General features: G+C 49.6%; 16 protein-coding genes, 1 tRNA gene and 1 pseudogene. 9 read left to right on the plus strand and 9 right to left on the minus strand.

Annotated elements, in window-relative coordinates:
- Positions 1-315: 315 nt before the first annotated feature.
- The gene (gene rlmN / locus ACM9J1_RS11585) at positions 316-1356 is read right to left on the minus strand and encodes a dual-specificity RNA methyltransferase RlmN (RefSeq protein WP_415582212.1); all 1041 of its coding nucleotides are present in this window, start codon (positions 1354-1356) and stop codon (positions 316-318) included.
- Between the two features lie 203 nt (positions 1357-1559).
- Here rlmN and ACM9J1_RS11590 point away from each other — a divergent pair, with 203 nt between their 5' ends.
- Entirely contained in the window at positions 1560-2201 is a 642-nt protein-coding gene (locus ACM9J1_RS11590) for an O-methyltransferase (protein WP_415582213.1), read from the plus strand.
- On the opposite strand, the gene ACM9J1_RS11595 is transcribed toward ACM9J1_RS11590, so the two are convergent.
- The 6 genes and pseudogenes from ACM9J1_RS11595 to ACM9J1_RS11620 all read right to left on the minus strand — a co-directional run bounded on the left by ACM9J1_RS11595 (position 2178) and on the right by ACM9J1_RS11620 (position 7452).
- Positions 2178-2771 (minus strand): phosphatase PAP2 family protein, encoded by a 594-nt coding sequence (locus ACM9J1_RS11595; protein WP_415582214.1) that lies wholly within the window; start codon positions 2769-2771, stop codon positions 2178-2180. The genes ACM9J1_RS11590 and ACM9J1_RS11595 overlap by 24 nt on opposite strands.
- A 271-nt stretch (positions 2772-3042) precedes the next feature.
- A pseudogene (locus ACM9J1_RS11600) lies at positions 3043-3202 on the minus strand (Sec-independent protein translocase subunit TatA/TatB); the annotation flags it as partial.
- A 72-nt stretch (positions 3203-3274) separates the two neighbouring features.
- Complete coding sequence (locus tag ACM9J1_RS11605; RefSeq protein WP_415582215.1) at positions 3275-5482, minus strand: M1 family metallopeptidase; 2208 nt, start codon at positions 5480-5482, stop codon at positions 3275-3277.
- Between the two features lie 2 nt (positions 5483-5484).
- Entirely contained in the window at positions 5485-5985 is a 501-nt protein-coding gene (locus ACM9J1_RS11610; protein WP_415582216.1) for a DUF6702 family protein, read from the minus strand.
- Positions 5982-6716, minus strand: coding sequence for a hypothetical protein (locus ACM9J1_RS11615; RefSeq protein WP_415582217.1), 735 nt, complete (start codon positions 6714-6716; stop codon positions 5982-5984). Before ACM9J1_RS11615 ends, ACM9J1_RS11610 begins: the two co-directional genes overlap by 4 nt.
- A complete protein-coding gene (locus ACM9J1_RS11620; protein WP_415582218.1) occupies positions 6700-7452 on the minus strand; it encodes a peptidase associated/transthyretin-like domain-containing protein in 753 nt (250 codons plus the stop codon). Before ACM9J1_RS11620 ends, ACM9J1_RS11615 begins: the two co-directional genes overlap by 17 nt.
- Before the next feature lie 189 nt (positions 7453-7641).
- Between ACM9J1_RS11620 and pepE the strand changes: the two genes are divergently transcribed.
- Complete coding sequence (gene pepE / locus ACM9J1_RS11625; RefSeq protein WP_415582219.1) at positions 7642-8352, plus strand: dipeptidase PepE; 711 nt, start codon at positions 7642-7644, stop codon at positions 8350-8352.
- 207 nt (positions 8353-8559) lie between these two features.
- Here the strand turns inward: pepE and ACM9J1_RS11630 are convergent.
- Positions 8560-8632, minus strand: a tRNA-Gly gene (locus ACM9J1_RS11630).
- Positions 8633-8683: 51 nt separating this feature from the next.
- Here ACM9J1_RS11630 and ACM9J1_RS11635 point away from each other — a divergent pair.
- A partial coding sequence (locus ACM9J1_RS11635; protein ID WP_415582220.1) for a hypothetical protein occupies positions 8684-8974 on the plus strand: 291 nt, incomplete at its 3' end.
- A gap of 526 nt (positions 8975-9500) precedes the next feature.
- Entirely contained in the window at positions 9501-11087 is a 1587-nt protein-coding gene (locus tag ACM9J1_RS11640) for a L,D-transpeptidase family protein (RefSeq protein WP_415582221.1), read from the plus strand.
- Here the strand turns inward: ACM9J1_RS11640 and ACM9J1_RS11645 are convergent.
- Positions 11076-11786: a murein L,D-transpeptidase catalytic domain family protein gene (locus ACM9J1_RS11645; RefSeq protein ID WP_415582222.1), complete on the minus strand. Its 711-nt coding sequence runs from the start codon at positions 11784-11786 to the stop codon at positions 11076-11078. The two genes, ACM9J1_RS11640 and ACM9J1_RS11645, sit on opposite strands and share 12 nt — an antisense overlap.
- 269 nt (positions 11787-12055) lie before the next feature.
- Between ACM9J1_RS11645 and ACM9J1_RS11650 the strand changes: the two genes are divergently transcribed.
- Genes ACM9J1_RS11650 through ACM9J1_RS11670 form a run of 5 tightly spaced genes read left to right on the plus strand, consistent with a single transcriptional unit; the run spans position 12056 to position 18430 of the window.
- Positions 12056-14473: a DUF5916 domain-containing protein gene (locus ACM9J1_RS11650; RefSeq protein ID WP_415582223.1), complete on the plus strand. Its 2418-nt coding sequence runs from the start codon at positions 12056-12058 to the stop codon at positions 14471-14473.
- Between the two features lie 41 nt (positions 14474-14514).
- Positions 14515-16032: a 2,3-bisphosphoglycerate-independent phosphoglycerate mutase gene (gene gpmI, locus ACM9J1_RS11655; protein ID WP_415582224.1), complete on the plus strand. Its 1518-nt coding sequence runs from the start codon at positions 14515-14517 to the stop codon at positions 16030-16032.
- Complete coding sequence (locus ACM9J1_RS11660; protein ID WP_415582225.1) at positions 16032-16799, plus strand: DUF2490 domain-containing protein; 768 nt, start codon at positions 16032-16034, stop codon at positions 16797-16799. The genes gpmI and ACM9J1_RS11660 overlap by 1 nt, the downstream gene beginning before the upstream one ends.
- 45 nt (positions 16800-16844) lie before the next feature.
- On the plus strand, positions 16845-17666 hold the full coding sequence (gene map / locus ACM9J1_RS11665) for a type I methionyl aminopeptidase (protein ID WP_415582226.1): 822 nt from the start codon (positions 16845-16847) through the stop codon (positions 17664-17666).
- On the plus strand, positions 17663-18430 hold the full coding sequence (locus tag ACM9J1_RS11670; RefSeq protein ID WP_415582227.1) for a class I SAM-dependent methyltransferase: 768 nt from the start codon (positions 17663-17665) through the stop codon (positions 18428-18430). Before map ends, ACM9J1_RS11670 begins: the two co-directional genes overlap by 4 nt.
- Positions 18431-18483: the final 53 nt, after the last annotated feature.

An 18483-nucleotide genomic window follows, 5' to 3' on the forward strand; every position in this document is an offset into this window, starting at 1 on the left:
CTTCGCTCCTATCGCTAACGCAGTCACGCAAAGGTTTGTGCCGCGCCGGAAGTTACGCATCCGCGAGCCGTGCTGGATGCTGTCCTCAAAATTATTTTTTCAGTTTTCAATGGCTGCGCTTTCGCGCCCACCCAAGCAAATTTACCCTTGTTCTCTCCAATCCCATTACGGCAAACCCGCATCTTTTCTTAACAGCCAAACAAAGATTCAATACACCAACCAAAAGGCAAAACACGGCCATTCACGAAGACAAAACACGCAGATTAAAAGATTGCGAATCCAAAGCCTGTTCTTCTAGCTACTAACAACTAGCCACTAGCTCTTATTCGCCAACTGCCCGCACGCCGCATCGATGTCTTTCCCGCGGCTGCGGCGTACTTTTACGACAATATCGGCCGCTTCCAAAGATTTGATGTATGCGTTGATGGCGCTTTCCGGCGCTTGTTGGAACGCATCGTCGCCAATGGCATTGTACTCAATCAGGTTTACTTTGCACGGCACGTATTTGCAGAATTTCACCAACGCGTCTATGGATTGCCGGTCGTCGTTTACGCCTTTCCAAACCACGTATTCATACGTGACACGGCTTTTGGTTTTCGCGTACCAGTATTCCAGCGCTTGGCGCAGTTCAGTGAGCGGGAAGTTTTTGGTGAACGGCATGATGCGGTTGCGCGTTTCCTCAATCGCAGAGTGTAACGAGACCGCCAGTTTGAATTTCACCTCTTCGTCGGCCATTTTCCGGATCATCTTAGAAATCCCCGAAGTCGAAAGCGTGATGCGTTTGGGCGACATGGCCAAGCCTTCCGGCGAGGTAATCATGTCAATCGCCTTGATGACGTTGTTATAATTCATCAGCGGTTCGCCCATGCCCATAAACACGATGTTTGAGAGCGGATGCCCATGATACAAACGGCTTTCGCGGTCAATGGCCACGACCTGATCGTAAATTTCGTCCGGGTTCAGGTTGCGCATGCGTTTGAGTTTCGCCGTTGCGCAGAATTCGCAATCCAGGCTACAACCCACTTGGCTCGACACGCAGGCCGTCGTCCGCGTTTCAGTAGGAATCAACACCGATTCCACGACCAAGCCGTCGTGCAGACGCACCGCATTTTTCACCGTGCCGTCTTCAGAACGCTGCATCTGGTCTACCTTGATGTGGTTGATCACAAAATGCTTTTCCAACATCTCGCGCGTGGGTTTGGCCAGGTTGGTCATATCCTCAAAAGTGTGCGCGCCTTTACCCCAAAGCCATTCATACACTTGGTTCCCGCGGAAGGCTTTGTCGCCATTGGCCACGAAAAAATCCCGAAGCTGGTCTTTGGATAGCGCGCGGATGTCTTTCTTTTCGGATTCCATGGCGCAAAGATAGCTGTTAAATGATGAATGGTGAATTATGAATGGTGAATGAACTACGTCTATAGCCAAATATTATGGTAAATCGAAACTTGGAAATACCGAAATTGTATCTTTGAATTGAACTGTCTCAATCAATTCACAATTCACAATTCACAATTCACAATTCACAATTCACAATTCACAATTCACAATTCACAATTTCAATGCATTTCCTCTCGCCCGAACTCGAAAAATACGCCGCCGACCATTCGCAGGACGAACCTGCCTTGCTGGCTGCGCTCAACCGCGAAACCCATGTGAAAATCCTGCAGCCGAGAATGTTAAGCGGGCATTTCCAAGGGCGTGTGCTGAGCATGATTTCAAAACTCGTCCGGCCAAAAACCATTTTAGAAATCGGGACTTATACCGGTTATGCGACGCTTTGTCTGGCCGAAGGTTTGGCCGAGAACGGCATCATCCACACGATAGACATTAAGGAAGAGCTCCAGGATTTCCAACGGAAGTATTTTGACCAATCGCCGTGGGCGTGGCAAATCAAGCAACATTTGGGGAGCGCGCTGGAGGTGATTCCACAATTGGACACGACATTTGATTTAGTCTTCATCGATGCGGACAAAGAAAACTACATCAACTATTTCCACCTGGTCGTGCCGCTGATGAACAAAGGCGGTGTGATCTTGTCCGACAATGTTTTGTGGAGCGGAAAGGTTTTAGAACCGGTGAAGCCCAACGACAAAAGCACCAAAGTCTTACTGGAATATAACGAGCTACTGAAGAACGATCCGCGTGTGGAAACCGTTTTGCTCCCCATCCGCGACGGGCTAACCGTTAGTCGGGTGGTCTAGTTGTTCGTGTTCCGGGAAATAGTGGTCGCGCACTTTTTTGTAGACCTGATACATCAAAAATCCTGAAATGGCGCCCCAAATGTAGCCGCACGTGATGTCAAGCGGATAGTGCAAACCCAGATAAATCCGGCTGTAAGCGAAGATAAGCGGCCACAGGAAAATGAAACCCATGTATTTCAGGTACGGACGCATGACCAAAAACAGCAGCATGGCCGCACCCATGGAATTCGAGGCGTGGCCCGAAAAGAAACTAAAGGAATTCCGTTTCTGCACCGCGCGTATCAAATGCGCCAATTCGGGATTACTGCCCGGCCTAAGCCTTTGGAAATAATATTTGACGAGATTGGTGGTCTGGTCGGTAAACGTCAGCAAAACAGCCATCAGGATTAAAATCATGACGGCATGTCGCCAGCCGAGCCTTTTGAAAACCAGGTATGCCATAATCAAGAAAAAGGGCAACCAGTTGATTTGCTTGGTGATGAAAAGCCAAAAGCCGTCATAGCTCTCGCTGCCCAGACTGTTCAGGAAGATGAACAAATCCTTATCCCATTGCAGAATCGTCTCCACCATTAAACCTGTCGTTTGATTGGGCCGTCGGGCGCGTCCGGAATCGGGTCGGTTTCGGGCAACACTTCAGGGATTTCCGGTTTGAATTCCCGCACGTCAGGGTTGACATCGGCATTCATCGAAGCGAAATTCTCCCGGATTTGATCGATCTCATTCTTGACCGAAGCATCGGCGTTGGTTTCGGAAATCATCTTGGTCAAGCCTTGTTTGGCCTTGTCGATTTCTTCGGTAATACCGCCAGTCAAGCTGTTGGCATCGATCCCGTTGTCACGCATGCCTTTGTTGATTTCACTCTTGACTTCATTGGTGGCGTTGCGCAATTGCGCCATTCCTTTGCCGAGTGCGCGTGCCATTTCAGGAATTTTATCAGACCCGAAAAGCATCAGCACGACAATGATGATGAACAGGAATTCGCCGCCGCCTATACCGAACATAAAGTCATTTTTTGGATACGGCCGTAAAGGTACAAACTTGCCGCGCTCTATGCGAAAGCTTAACAAATAATTTTAGTCGAACTTGGATTTCACCGCCGATTTCGGCCAGGTATTGTTGGTTGTGTCAATATCGGCTGTAAGTTGTTTTGGATCCACTTCAATTTTGGTTACTTTCTTCCCTGTAGCAAACACGCGCGACACCTGTTTGTCGTCGAAACGCCAGATCTGCGCCGGGAATTGGTGGCTTTCGGTAGTCCCGTCGTCAAAAGTCAGTTCAACGAGAATCGGCATCACGAGTCCGCCGGGTTTGTCGAAAGTGACTTGGTAGAAATACTTCGGATTGGCCAACTTGGCGCGCTCTTCCTTAGAAAAATTTTCAGTCAAATAATCGTTCAGCGGCTTTACCGACGCCAAATCGAGCGGCTTTTTCAAGTTGTCGTTAAACCCTTCACTGCCTTCGGCCACCATATACACGCGTTGTTCGCCTTTCTTGGGTGTGCTCGCATTCTTGGGCGCTTCGGCCGTTACGTAAAATTGTTTGACTTCCTTGATGCCAATGTCGTTGTAATCTGTCGTGTAAAACCAGCCGCGCCAAAACCAGTCCAGATCAACGCCCGACGCATCTTCCATCGTGCGGAAAAAATCCTCCGGCGTCGGGTGCTTGAATTTCCAACGGTTGCAATAAACCCTGAATGCATGATCGAACAACTCATGTCCCATGATTACTTCACGCAACATATTCAATCCCGCCGCGGGCTTTCCGTATGCGTTGTTCCCAAATTGGCGCAAGACTTCGGAATTGCTCATGATCGGTTCCAGATTGTCCTGGCTGCCGCTCATATACGCGGTGATGTTTTTGGCCGGGCCGCGGCGCGACGGGAATTTCGGATCCCAAGTCATTTCGGCCAAATACTCGATGAACGAATTCAAGCCTTCGTCCATCCACGTCCATTGGCGTTCGTCCGAATTGACGATCATCGGGAAGAAATTGTGCCCGACTTCGTGGATCACGACTTCCATCATGCCATATTTCGTGCGGTCGTCGTACTTGCCTTTTGTATCCGGCCTGCCCCAATTCCAGCAAATCATCGGGTATTCCATGCCCTGGTCTTTGGCGTTCACGGCCACGGCTTTCGGGTACGGATAATCAAACGTGTAAGATGAATAACTCTTGAGCGTATGTGCCACGACGCGTGTCGCGTATTCGCCCCAAAGCGGATTGCCTTCTTTCGGATAGAGCGTAATGGCCATCACGTTTTTGTCGCCGATCTTAACAGCCATGGCGTCGTAAATGTATTTGCGGGAAGTCGAAATCCCGAAGTCTCGCACATTATCGGCCTTGAAACGCCAAGTCTTCTTTTTCTCCGAAAATCCTTTCTCTGCGGCCGTCGCCTCTGCCTGTGTCACGACTATCACCGGTTTGTCATAACTTTTTTGCGCTTCCAGATAGCGCTTGTATTGTTCCGGTGTAAAGACTTCGCTCGGGTTTTGTAGCGCACCTGTGGCTTCCATAACGTGATCGGCCGGGACGGTGATGTTTACTTCGTAGTTCCCGAACGGCAGGGCAAATTCGCCGGCGCCCCAAAACTGCATATTCTGCCAGCCTTCAACGTCATTATAAACCGCCATTCGTGGAAAAAACTGTGCAATGACGTAAATGCGGTTTTTGTCTTCGGGGAAATATTCGTAGCCTGATCGCCCGCCGATTTCCAGATAATTCGTGATGTTGTACCACCATTTGATCGTAAACGAAAACTTCTCGCCGTGCGCCAGTGGTTTGGGCAGGTCAACGCGCATCATGGTTTGGTTGATCGTGTAGGACAGCGGTTTCCCGGACGCATCTTTTATGTAATCGATGTTGAAACCGCCGTCGAAACGTTCTTTCAGGTATTCATTGGTGAAGCGGCGCGCGGTTGTGGAACCTTCCATTTCGTTGGAATCGGCGAGCGGCGATTGTGAATTCCTGGCGTACAGGTTTTGATCGAGCTGCAACCATAGGAATTCCAGCGATTCCTTGGCGTTGTTGGTGTACGTAATGGTTTCCGTCCCGAAGAGTTTGGCGTTTCGGTCATCGATTTCGATGTCCATTTTGTAGTCGGCCTGCTGCTGGTAGTATTCCGGCCCAGGCGCGCCTGACGCGGTGCGATACATATTTGGCGTGGCCATCAGGTCATACATTTGCCTGAATTTACTGGCATCGGTTTTTCCCGGTTCTTTTACTTTTTCCTGCGCGACGATTGACGTTGCCGCCAGCAATAGCAGCCATCCGAATTGTTTCATGCTTAAAGATTTACGGTTCCTTCGGGGTTGTCGGGCGTGAGTAACAGGCTCGATTTTTTCCCGTTGATGTTGGTTTGTATGATGTTTTGCTGATCTGTTACATAGTCAAACAACACTTTGGCCTTGACGTGCAACGACGTGATTTTCTCCACATTGGCAACCCGATAATAGCAAATCAAAACCGTGTTTTCAAGCTCGTTGCTCAGATATGTGAGTGGCTGCGGCTGCCCGTTGACCTCAATGATCAGGCGCTCGGCCAAATATTGTTTCATTTGGGTGACGTCCTGCTGGGTTTGCGAGGCTTCGCCGAGATGGAACCGATGGCCGTATTTTTTTTCGAGGGCATTTTCTAAATCATCCACAAAAAGGCGCGTCGTGATTTGGAGCATTTTCTTCTCGGGCGCATGGTTGATCTGGACAATCCCGACGTAGAATTTGTGGGCGAACCCCGTCAGCAAAACCGCCGAAACCATAACCGTCAAAAGAATAAATCGCTTTCTCATTTCTCTTCCTTAAAGACTGCGGACATCAATTTCTTATATGAAGTGGCAAGACGCGCACCTTCAAACTGCATCAGGGTTTTGTTCTTCGCTTTCAAGGCCGACACGAAGGCCGGATCATCGATGATGTATCGTTTGAAATCACCGACATAATCTGCAGGGATTTTCAGTTGCTCGATAAAATATTGGTCGTCGTACACCTGGTCGATCCTGGCCAGCAACCGCTCGTTCATTTCTACCTGAAGCTCTTTCTTCAATTGTGCCGTCCGGCCTGAGATCAAGTTGATCAAAGGGTCAAATAAGCCGGTCGTGGCAGTGTAAAGCCTTCTTTCGCCGGGCGTAAATTTTTTGTGGTCCTTGTGCCGCATGATTAAATCGTCTGTCGCGGCCTTTTGATTGACGACGACCTCATCGAGTGCGATGGGTTTTGAAATCATCTTGATCGGCACGACACTTTTGCCCATATCATCTTCATCTACAGGCTGTCGCTTGTATTCAAAGGTTTCTTTCTGAAGGATGAGCAAATCGCCGGGTTTCACGAGCAGGTAAAATTCACCGGCACCATTGGTTACAGCAGATTTTTCGTTGACGATGTTCACCACGTTAATCCCGGAAACCGACGTGGAATCGTTGCTGACCACTTTAAAACGAAGCATCTTTTCGCCGTCCTGCCCAAAGACGATCGTCGGGAGGAAAAACAGCAAAAACAAGATGATGCTATTCGGTTTTACCAATGGTTTCTTTGTATTTCTCGGCCAACTGGGTCATCAGGAACGCGAGCGTGGTTTTGTTCCGTTGCACCAACAGCCGTGTAAAACTATCATTTTCTACCACAAAATAAAGGAAACCTTTTACATAAATCGCGGGCAACTTCAGGTTTCCGGTAAAAAACGTTTCGTCGAACAATTCCTCGATTTGTTTCATGAACGTTTCTTTCTTCTCGATTTCGATTTCTTTTTTGAGCCTAGCCGTACGGCCAGAAATGGCATTGATGATCGGGTCGGTTGGCATGCCGCCGCCCAATAATCCGAGGAAATCTTTGGGTTTGAGATCGCCGGCGGTTTTCAGCCTGCGTTCGGCTGGCGTGTATTTTTTGGCTTCTTGAGGAAGAATGCCCAAATCGACAGCGTTAATCTTGTCATACCGCACCAAAACCACTTCATCCAGCTGGATCATGGCCTGCAATTCAACGAGCAATAAATCGCCGTTGAAATCGTCGGGCTTTATCTTTACTTGCCGCGCCCTGAAACGGGTTGAGGAGAATTGCAACGTATCGCCGGGTTTGGCTGCAATGGTGAAATACCCGCGGTCTTCTACAGCCACGGCTTGTTCAGATTGCCGGTTTACGACAAAAAGCTCGGCAAAATTCGAGGTGTTCGCCGATACTTTTCCACGCAACGGTTTGCGATCTTGCTCTTGGGCATACGCCTTTGGAAAAATCACAAGCAACAGGATGTAAGCGTATTTCATGCTAGGGAAATTGAAAACGGAAGTCGTAAAATTATCGGGCGCGCTGCCAATGAAATACTAATGCGCTGGTAAAAGTATGTTAATAAAGAGTAGCGGCCATACCGCAAGGCTTGTATGCGAAACTGTTATTTTTGAAAAGCGGCTGCGGCAGCATAGCAGATTTACGAATACTTACAAAAGCATTAACCCGTGCAAAAAAACCTCATCATCGCCAGCACGTCTACCTTGTACGGCGGCGGCTATCTGGAATACCTGATACCTGAACTGGAAAAGCATTTCGCGGATTGCCAATCGATTTTGTTCATTCCGTATGCGCGGCCGGGCGGCATGACCCATGACGATTATACGGCGCGCGTGAAAACGGCGTTCGCGCCATTGGGAAAAACGGTTACGGGTTTGCACGAGTTTGAAGACCCGGTACAGGCCGTCCGGGAAGCCGAGGCAATTTTCACCGGTGGCGGCAACACCTTCCTGCTCGTGACGCAGTTGTACAAATACAAAGTCATGGGCGTTTTGGCCGAAGTCGTAAAAAACGGAACGCCTTATTTAGGCAGCAGCGCCGGCAGCAATATCACGGGGTTGACGATGCAGACGACGAACGACATGCCCATTATTTACCCGCCGGATTTCAGGACCTTGGGCTTGATTCCGTTCAATTTGAACCCACATTATCTGGATGCCGATATGCAATCTAAACACATGGGCGAAACCCGCGAAACCCGTATCAAGGAATTCCACCAATTCAACACGGTTCCGGTGTTGGGCTTGCGCGAAGGCAGCTGGCTGGAGGTGAAAGGTGACCAGATTACGCTGAAAGGCAACTTGTCGGCGCGGCTGTTCCGGCAAGGGAAAGATGCAGAAGAATTGGAAACGGGAAGCGATTTAAGTTGGATAAAATAATTATACGATACCCGGATTGCACGAATTTTTGTCGAGCAAATTTGTGCAATTCGTTGGATTCTTGTTTTTGAAGTTGAGGATTCCGGGCGTAGCACCGTGATGATCTGCGTTAGGGATTGCAGCTAGGTGCCGCGCACCGCGGAAAGCCCGGCGCTTGCGCAACGCCCAAAATAGAAAAAGCCCAATCTTTCGATCAGGCTTCTTTAGAGCGGAAGACGAGGCTCGAACTCGCGACAACCAGCTTGGAAGGCTGGAGCTCTACCAACTGAGCTACTTCCGCTTAAATGCGGATGCAAATATAAGGCAAGATTTGGGGAGTGCAAATATTTTTTTGAAAAAAGTTTGGGAGTTGAGATTGGTCGCTGGCCTTTGGTCTTTGTCGTTTGACATTCGGTCTTTCTTCTTTCAGCGAAGCGGTCTTGCTTCTGTTGTTGTTTCAGGTTCAAAGTTCGAGGTTCAAAGTTGGCGTTCCTCGTTCGACGTTCGACGTTTGACGTCTTTCTTCTTTCAGCAAAGCGGTCTTGCTTCTTTTGTTGTTCCAGGTTCAAAGTTCGAGGTTCAAAGTTGGCGTTCCTCGTTCGACATTCGACGTCTTTCTTCTTTCAGCAAAGCGGTCTTGCTTNTGTTGTTGTTTCAGGTTCAAAGTTCGAGGTTCAAAGTTGGCGTTCCTCGTTCGACATTCGACGTCTTTCTTCTTTCAGCAAAGCGGTCTTGCTTATGTTGTTGTTTCAGGTTCAAAGTTCGAGGTTCAAAGTTGGCGTTCCTAGTTCGACGTTCGACATCTTTCTTCTTTCAGCGAAGCGGTCTTTTTTCTTTTGCTATTTCAGATTCAAAGTTCGAGGTTCAAAGTTGGTCTTTCCTCGTTCGACATTCGACGTCTTTCTTCTTTCAGCGAAGCGGTCTTGCTTCTGTTGTTGTTTCAGGTTCAAAGTTGGCGTTCCTCGTTCGACTTTCAACGTTTGACGTCTTTCTTCTTCCAGCAAAGCGGTCTTGCTTATGTTGTTGTTTCAGGTTCAAAGTTGGCGTTCCTCGTTCGACTTTCAACGTTTGACGTCTTTCTTCTTTCAGCGAAGCGGTCTTGCTTCTTTTGTCGTTCGACTTTCGACTTTCGACTGCGAATTTCACTACCTTTGCCCCATCCAAAACTTATGAAAAATTTACTGCTGATTTTTGTGTTGCTGGCTTTCATAAGCTGTAAGAAAGACAAGCCCGAAGCGGTTCCGGGCGCAAAACCTGTCGTAAAAAACGAATTTAAGAAAGACGTAAAGGGTTTGGTGATTGACTCGACCGCGCTTATTGAAGACGAAGATTCCATCGTCGTGGATTTTTACCGCATGAACGGTTTCGAAACGGTCTGGAACAAGCCCGAAATCAGGGAAGCGCTCATTTTCATGCTCCAGAAAACCGGCGAGGAAGAAGGCTTAAATCCGGCCGATTATTATGTGAACAAACTTGCGGTTTACGAGAAAAACAAGCCATTGCTCACCACCGAAAAACGCATCGCCTACGACATTTTGCTGACCAAAGCGATGCGGAAATATCTGCGCCATCTTTCGCGCGGAAAATTGAATCCTTTGGCGGTGTACAACACCTGGGATTTGAAGCGCAATACTTTTGACACCAACCGGTTGCTTTCGGGCGGCATCAGCGGCGATTCGGTTTCTGCGATTATTGAAAAAGCGCGGCCGCCGCACCAGATGTACAAGCAACTGCTCACGGCATGGCGGCTCATCAACCGTTTTCCGGAGGAAAAAGAATTCCAGGTCTTGGACACGATGCTCAAGATCAAACGCCGCGATACGTCGGATGTCATGCCTTACATCAAGCGTAAGTTGGTTTTCTGGAAAGAACTCGAACCGCAGGATTCGCTCTCCAAGATTTACGACCGAAAAACCTACAACGCCGTGATCAATTTCCAGAAAAGGCACGGTTTGGTGCCGGACGGAATTATTTCGCGCGGCACGATCAAGCAATTGAATTATTCGTTGGAAGACCGCAAAGGCCAAATCCTGGCGAACCTCGAACGCTGGCGCTGGTTTCCGCGCGATTTGGGCGAACACTACGTGATTTTGAACATTCCGGGCTATTTGCTCTCGGTCGTGAAAGATGGCGATACGCTCGAACAGAAACGCATCGTCGTGGGGAAAAATGCCCGGAAATCGCCGGTGCTTTCCTCGGCCTTCAGCAACGTCATCCTGAACCCGACCTGGACCGTTCCGCCGACGATCATCGAACGCGACCTGACGCCTGAAGCCACGAGAAACCGCGGGTATTTTGCCTCGAAAAACATCACGATTTACCGCAACGGGAAAGTGGTCAAGCCCGCCGATTGGATTCCGTCGCAATCAAAGAAATACCGTTATGTACAGAAACCCGGCGACGACAATTCATTGGGTAACGTGAAGTTCAACTACCCGAGCCGGTTCATGGTGTATTTGCACGACACGAATCACAAGGAAATGTTCATCATGCACAACCGTTCGTATTCTTCGGGTTGCATCAGGGTCGAAAACCCGTTGCCGTTGGCCGCGCACATGCTGAACGATTCGATCAAATGGCCACTGGACTCCATAAAAAAAGTCGTTGACACGAAGAAAACGACTTCTATTACATTAAAGGAAAAGATTTACATCCACGAATTGTATTGGACCGCCTGGAGCGAAAACGGCCAGCTCATCTTCAGGCCAGACATTTACGACTGGGACCGGCGACTGTACGAGGCGTTACGAAAGTGACCCGAAAGATTTCCGGGCGCGCGACGGATGGTAGATGAACAAGCACGATTGGTCTTTAATCGTAGCGATGATGTCTTCGGTGAGTTCTACGGGGATGGCCGGGCAACCCTGACTCCTGCCCAATCTGTTTTGCATCCTGATGACGGCTTCGGACACGTAGTCGGCGCCGTGCATCACCACCGAACGCATCCTGGCGTTGTTGTTGACGCCGCGTTCCATGCCGTCTAACTTCATGGACAGGCCGTGTTTTCCTGTATAAGTTTCGCCAGTTAAATAAAGCCCGAGGCTGCTTTTCTCTGATGCGTTCTTGTTGGAGAATTTGGTCGCGAAGTCCATTCCGCTGTTTTTGCCGTGGGCGACAAACGTGTTGTACAGTACGGTTTGCGTAGACAAATCAATCACCCAAAGGCGTTTCTCTGTGGACGACAAGCCAAAATCAACCAACGTCAAGATGTCTTTCTTGAGCAGGCCTTTGTCTTTCAGGCTGTAGAAAGCTTGCAAGGCTTGCTTGAAGCTGTCCATAGTCGGCAGGGAAAACTGGTTTGGGTTGAGTGAATGGTAGATATTTTCGGCCTTGGCTTCAAACGGGGAAACCGTTGTGGCAACAAGCAATTCAGGTGTATTTTTGGGCTGGACGATGTTGTTCGCTGTGACCGACAACAAGAAAAGCGAAACGATGGAAACAGTTTTATAAATCATTGACATGCTATAGGTTAATGGAGACTTGGGTTGGCAAAACTACACATTTCGAGACGCGACGCAAACTTTTTAACATAAAAAACATCGTTAAAGTGCAAAATTAATCGACGAATTACATCTTTTTGTGACGGCGGAAGCGACGAAAACAGAGTAAAATACGTTGCCTTTTCAGGTCAGGGAAAGGATAACGCGGCACTTCCGTTAAATATTGCCGATGCCTTGGAATTGTCAATATAATGGCTATTTTTGTTCGACGAACTGCACGTAGTATGAGCAAAAAATCTTACATTTTACTGGTCTCCATGCTCATGCTTGCAGGATTCGCGCGGGCGCAGCGGAAAACGCTTTTTACTTCGCGCACGACCGAAAAAATCGCCATCGACGGGCAACTTACAGAAGACAGTTGGGCTACCGCCGAAGTCGCTACGGATTTCATCATGTACAACCCGGACAACGGCAAACCCATCAACCCGGCCAAAAAAACCGATGTCAAAGTCTTGTACGACGACGACGCAGTTTACATTGGCGCGGTGATGTTTGACGACGAGCCACAACTCATGCTCAAGGAAATGACCCAGCGGGACAATTTCGGGTCTGCGGAACATTTCGGGGTTTACCTCAACGGATTCAACGACGGCCAGCAGGATTTCCAGTTTTATGTGAGCGCGGCGGGCGTGCAGATGGATTGCGTGGCCACCGAAACCAACGGCGAAGACTACAGTTGGGACGCCATCTGGCAAAGCAGCGTGAAGGTCACGGATTTTGGCTGGATCGCGGAATTCAGGATTCCTTACGCGGCGTTGCGTTTCCCGAAGGAAGCCATCCAGAATTGGGGCGTGAATTTTTACCGCGAATTCCGTCGCGACCGCCAGCAATACACCTGGAATTTCATCAACTCGCAGATTCAGGGCACATTGCAGCAGAACGGCGTATTGCGCGGCATCGAGAACATCAAGCCGCCGACGCGTTTGTTCTTCATCCCTTATTCATCGTATTATCTGAACACCAATAAGGAAGAAACCGACCATACCTTCAAAGGCGGACTCGACATCAAGTACGGCATCAGCGACGCTTTTACGCTCGATGCGATCCTGATTCCTGATTTTGGACAGACCAAATTCGACAACGTGGAATTGAACCTCGGACCATTCGAGCAGCAGTTCAATGAAAACCGGCCGTTTTTTACTGAAGGCACCGACTTGTTCAACAAGGGAAATCTGTTGTATTCGAGGCGCATCGGCGGCAGCCCATCAACGTATTATGTTCCGGGAAGCAACGAAGTGGCCGACAACCCGATTACCGTAGATTTGCTGAACGCCGTCAAGATTTCGGGCCGGACCAAGAGCGGACTGGGCATCGGAATTTTGAATGCGATCACCGAAAAAACCTACGCCACAGTGCGCAACATCGATACAGACCAAACCCGCGAAGTGCTCGTGGAACCGCTTACGAATTTCAATGTGGTCGTGCTCGACCAACGCTTCAACCGGAATTCATCGGTGTCGTTTGTGAACACCAACGTCGAACGCAACGGCGAATTCCGCGACGCCAATGTGTCGGCCATCGTGTATGACTTGAACACGAAAGCGAACACGTACAATCTTTCGGGCGATTTCAAATACAGCTACATCAACGAATATGGGAACTTAGAAAACCGCGACGGTATCAGTTCTTACATCAGTCTGGGTGAAACGGCCGGAAAATTCCGCTACAATTTCGGGGCAAATTACGTGTCCGACGAATACGACAACAACGACCTCGGCATCTTATTCGAGAACAATTACCACGGCTTTTTCGCCAACGCCAGCTACCGCATCCTGAACCCGACGAAAGTGTTCAATACCTTCCAAGTAGGCGCTAATCCATACTTCGAATTCAACAACACGACCGGAATACTTCAGCAGGCCGATTTCGACGCCTATGTAAACAGCACCTCGCGCAAGAATGATTTTTACAGCATGAGTTTCACCTCTCGCGTGACCGAAACTTTTGATTTCTACGATCCGCGGATTCCCGGCCGCTATTCGTATTTGCCGCCTTCCTACGGATTGTCGGCCTTTTACTCCTCGAACTACAACCGCAAATGGGCGCTTGACATCAATCCTGCTTTCTCGCTGACGGATGAGAAAAACCGCGAAGCCTTCAGTATTTACTTCGGGCCGCGCTACCGATTCAGCGACCGGTTCAACGTCATCCTTGGGTTCAGCTACCTGCGCCAGAACAACAACGTCGGCTACATTGACGACACCTATGTGGATGACGCTACGCCGTACGAGATTTACTACGCCAAGCGCAATCGCTCTACGTACATCTTGACCGGAACCTGGAAATATTCCGTCAACAAAGACATGACGTTCAATTTCAACGCGCGCTATTATTGGTCTTATGCCGACAATCGGGAATTTTTCACATTGAATGACGACGGCTACCTCGATCCGGCCGTTTATACTGCCAACCAGAATTCCAACTTCAGCACCTGGAACATGGATTTGAATTATTCTTGGTGGTTCGCGCCGGGCAGCCAGGTTTCCATCTTGTATCGGAACAATTCCAGCACGTTTACCCGCGAGATCGACCGCGACTTCAACACCAACTTTTCGAACATGTTCAAGGACAACCTGAATCATGTTTTCTCGATCAGCATCCGTTATTTTATCGATTACAACGACGCCAAAAAGTGGTTTTGATTCCGTAAATTTGCCTTTTGCCATAAGGCAGTTTTTACACTATGAACAACAAAGCCATCCTGATGATCTTAGACGGCTGGGGCATTTCGCCAGACCCGACCGTATCGGCGCCAGACAACGCCAATGTACCATTCATCAACAGCCTGTATCAGAAATATCCGCACGCCACTTTGCGAACAGACGGCCTTAACGTTGGGCTTCCCAATGGCCAAATGGGCAATTCCGAAGTCGGGCACATGAATCTGGGCGCAGGCCGCATCGTCTATCAGGACTTGGAGAAAATAAACCTTACGGTGAGCGACCGTTCCATCGAAAAGGAAAAGGCGCTCGCCGATGCCTTCATTTACGCCAAGGAACACGACCGTCCGGTGCATTTGCTCGGGCTTTGTTCGGACGGCGGCGTCCATTCGCACATCAGCCACTTGAAAGGCTTGATTGCCGCTGCGGAATATGCCGGCGTACAGGATATTTTCGTCCACGCGTTTACTGACGGGCGCGACGTCGATCCCAAATCGGGCACGCGCTTCATTGGCGACATCGTTGATTTTGTCAAAGGCCGGCGGGCGAAAATTGCGACGATTGTTGGACGTTATTATGCCATGGACCGCGACAAACGCTGGGAACGCGTCAAGAAAGCGTACGATTTGGTCGTGAATGCCATCGGCCTTCCGGCGCAGGACGCGGTTAAAGCGATTGAAGAAAGTTACGCCAACGGCATCACGGACGAATTCATCGAACCCATCGTGATGACCGATGCAGAAGGCCACCCGACCGCTACGATCAAAGAAGGCGACGTGGTGATTTTCTTTAATTTCAGGACAGACCGCGGCCGCCAACTCACCGAAGTCCTATCGCAGAAAGACCGTCCGGAGCTGAACATGCACAAGATGAATTTGTATTATGTGACGATGACGCGCTACGACGACACGTTCAACAACGTCTATGTGATTTACGACAAGGCCAACATTACCGATACGCTGGGCGAAGTTTTGGAAAAGTATGGCAAGAAACAAATCAGGATTGCCGAAACCGAGAAATACCCGCACGTGACGTTCTTTTTCTCGGGCGGACGCGAAGAACCGTTCGAGGGCGAAACCCGCATCCTGAAAGATTCGCCAAAAGTCGCCACCTATGATCTGCAACCCGAGATGAGCGCGTATGAACTGGCCGATGCGCTGGTTCCGGAAATTGAAAAAGAGGAAGCCGATTTCATCTGTTTGAACTTTGCCAACGGCGACATGGTTGGCCATACCGGCGATTTTGCCGCAGCCATCAAAGCCTGCGAAGCCGTTGACCAGTGCGCCGAGAGAGTCATCGAAGCCGCACTCAAACACGGTTACACGACGATTGTCATTGCAGACCACGGCAACTGCGAAACCATGCGCAACCCCGACGGCAGCCCGAACACCGCACATACGACCAATCCGGTGCCGATTGTTTTGGTGGATCCGGACCGCAAGAAAATCCACGATGGCATTTTGGGCGACATTGCACCGACAATCCTAGACATTCTGGGCATCGAGAAACCTGACGCCATGACACGGCATTCCCTTTTATAATGAAGAAATACTTCCTGTTTTTGCTGTGGCCAATGATGGTTTTGGCCCAAAGCAGCCGCGTGAACGACCACAATGCCATCGGTTGGTTGGCATACAACGGCACATTCCAACTCACGGAGAAAGTGGGCATCCATACGGAATACCAATGGCGCCGCACTGAATTCCTCGAGAACTGGCAGCAAGGTTTGTTGCGTTTGGGCGTTAATTACAAACTGACACCTGATATGACCGCACGTGTTGGATATGCGTGGGCAGAGACCTTCGCATATGGCGAGATTCCGCTCAACGGTTTCGGAAAAACCTTCACCGAACACCGCGCTTACGAAATGCTTCAAATCAACACGAAAGTGAAACCTTTTGACTTGAGCCACCGGGTGATGCTCGAACAGCGCTGGGTTGGCCGTTATGACGCTGCCACTTCTGAAACAGAAGATGAATTTTTGTACACCAACCGCGTCCGGTATATGATGCGCTGGCAGTTGCCTTTGAAAAAATCAGGTGAACGCATTCCGTATTTGGCGGTGTACGACGAGATTTTCATCGGGTTTGGGCACAACATGGGCGAAAACATCTTCGACCAGAACAGACTCGGCATATTACTGGGTTGTCCGGTCAATAAATCAATGAAGATCGAAGGCGGCTACCTCAACCAGATCGTACAGTACGGCAGGGAAATCGACGGGCAAAACGCCTTCCAGAAGAACAATGGTTTCATCCTATCGGCGCTGCTGAACATCGACCTGCGCAAGAAAACGCCGACCGAGTAGATTAGTCGGTTAGTTTCGTTAATTTTGTCGGCTCAAAACAAACGTATGATTATCCCTAAGACCAGAGAAGAAATTGAACTGATGCGCGAAAGTGCGCTCTTGGTGTCTAAAACCCTCGGCATGATTGCATCCGAAATCGGGCCGGGCGTCACGACGTTGTATCTGGACAAACTCGCAGAGACTTTCATCCGCGACCATGGCGCAGAACCGGCGTTCCTTGGCCTTTACGGTTTCCCGAATTCACTTTGCATGAGCCCGAACGCGCAGGTCGTGCACGGCATCCCGAACAACAAACCGCTGGAGGAAGGCGATGTGATTTCGGTGGATTGCGGCGTGTTCAAGAACGGCTTTTACGGCGATCATGCGTATTCGTTCGAGATTGGTGAAGTAGCACCGGAAGTAAAGAAACTTCTGAAGGTTACGAAGGAATCATTGTATGTCGGCATCCGGGAATTCCGCGCAGGCAACCGGGTTGAAGACGTGGGCAACGCCATCCAGAAATATACGGAAAGCCACGGTTATGGCGTGGTGCGAGAACTGGTCGGGCACGGTTTGGGACGCAAAATGCACGAAGATCCGGAAATGCCCAATTACGGCAAACGCGGACGCGGCAAGTTGTTCGTGGAAGGCATGGTGGTAGCCATCGAACCGATGATCAACATGGGCACGCGCAACATCAAACAACTCAAGGACGGCTGGACGATCCTGACGGCAGACGGCAAGCCATCGGCGCATTTCGAACACGACGTGGCGCTGATCGACGGCAAACCCGAATTGCTCTCGACGTTCCAATACGTTTACCAAGCGTTGGGGATCGAATCCAACGAAGAAGACGAGTTCCGCAGGCAGCCGCTGGTTCTGGGATGAAAAAAATATTCAAATTCATATTGAACACCATTCCGCGGCCGTTGCTCATCCGTTTGAGTTATGTGGCGCGTCCGGTCTTGGCTTTTGCACTCAAAGGCAACCGTTTTACCGACCCGATCGACGGGAAATCATTCCGCAGCTTTTTGCCTTACGGCTACGGCAAACAACGCAACAACGTGTTGTCGCCCAGCACGCTGTCGTTAGAAAGGCATCGTTTGCTCTGGCTGTATCTGCAGAGCGAGACCGATTTTTTCACCGCGCCGCACAAAGTATTGCATTTCGCACCCGAACAGGCCTTTTACAAGCGCTTCCGGCAGATGAAAAACCTGGACTATACCACGACCGATTTGTTTTCACCGCTCGCCGATGTAAAGGCCGACATCTGCAATTTGCCTTTTCCTGACAACACCTACGATGTAATTTTGTGCAACCATGTTTTGGAACACATTCCCGACGACAACAAGGCCATGCAAGAATTGTATCGGGTGCTGAAACCCGGCGGCATGGGCATTTTCCAGATTCCGCAGGATTTGAAGCGTGCGGAAACCTTTGATGACGATTCCATTACCGACCCGAAACAACGCGCAGAAATCTTCGGCCAATATGACCATGTCCGTGTGTATGGCCGAGACTACTTCGATAAATTGCGGGCCGTCGGTTTTACGGTCGTCGAAGAAGATTACACCGAAAAACTCGCACCCGAACTCGTGGAAAAATATTGTCTGGTGCCGGGCGAAATCATTCCGGTTTGCTTTAAGCAATAACCAACGCGCATTTTTGTTATATTTACGGAAAAGTCAAATGTCGAACGTCGAAC

This window comes from Flavobacterium longum (assembly GCF_965137575.1).
In the GTDB taxonomy this organism is placed as follows: domain Bacteria; phylum Bacteroidota; class Bacteroidia; order Flavobacteriales; family Flavobacteriaceae; genus Flavobacterium; species Flavobacterium longum.